The sequence below is a fragment of the Paenibacillus sp. EKM206P genome, assembly GCF_011066155.1.
Taxonomy (GTDB): Bacteria; Bacillota; Bacilli; order Paenibacillales; family Paenibacillaceae; genus Paenibacillus; species Paenibacillus polymyxa_D.
The window spans coordinates 1-536 of sequence record NZ_JAAMNQ010000066.1 but is presented as its reverse complement, the minus strand read 5'-3'; the positions used below and the strand labels follow the sequence as shown (position 1 = coordinate 536).

1 protein-coding gene is annotated in these 536 nt (G+C 50.4%); it reads right to left on the bottom strand.

Features of this window, described 5'->3' with window-relative positions; all coding sequences use genetic code 11:
• Positions 1-536, bottom strand: a 536-nt coding sequence (locus G9G53_RS25700; RefSeq protein WP_238796323.1) for a condensation domain-containing protein, incomplete at both ends; no start/stop codon positions are given.

The window sequence follows — 536 nt, the reverse complement described above, 5'->3', positions numbered from 1 at the left end:
GGAATATCCGCTGATCTGCCGGATACGACACTGCCAAATACAACATCCCGACTGTTGTTATACCGTTGCAGCACAACGCCCCACGCTGCTTGCAGAAGGGTATTGACCGTTACTTGCTTCTGCTTAACCAGCTTGTTCATCCGTTCCGTCACTTCGTGGCCCAGTGTAAACGAAAGCTTGTCCGCTTCATATTCTTTAGCGTGACTGTCCAGCTGTTTTACCTGCGGTAATACGGTCTGCTGCTCAAAGCCAGCAAAATAATCACTCCAGAACCGTTCAGCCTCCACGTTGTCCTGCCGATCCAGCCATTCAATGTATTCGCTGTATGGTGTTACCGGAGCGAGCTCCGGCTTGCGGTCTTCGAGGATGGCAAAGTACGTATTAAATGCTTCCCCTACAACAAGGAACAAGCACCAACCGTCCATCAAAATATGATGGAAGCTCCACACAAAACGATACGACTCCTCGCCTGTACGTAAAATAGACACCCGCATCAGCTCGCCTGAGCTGAAATGAAAGCCTTCGGCTTTGTCGCG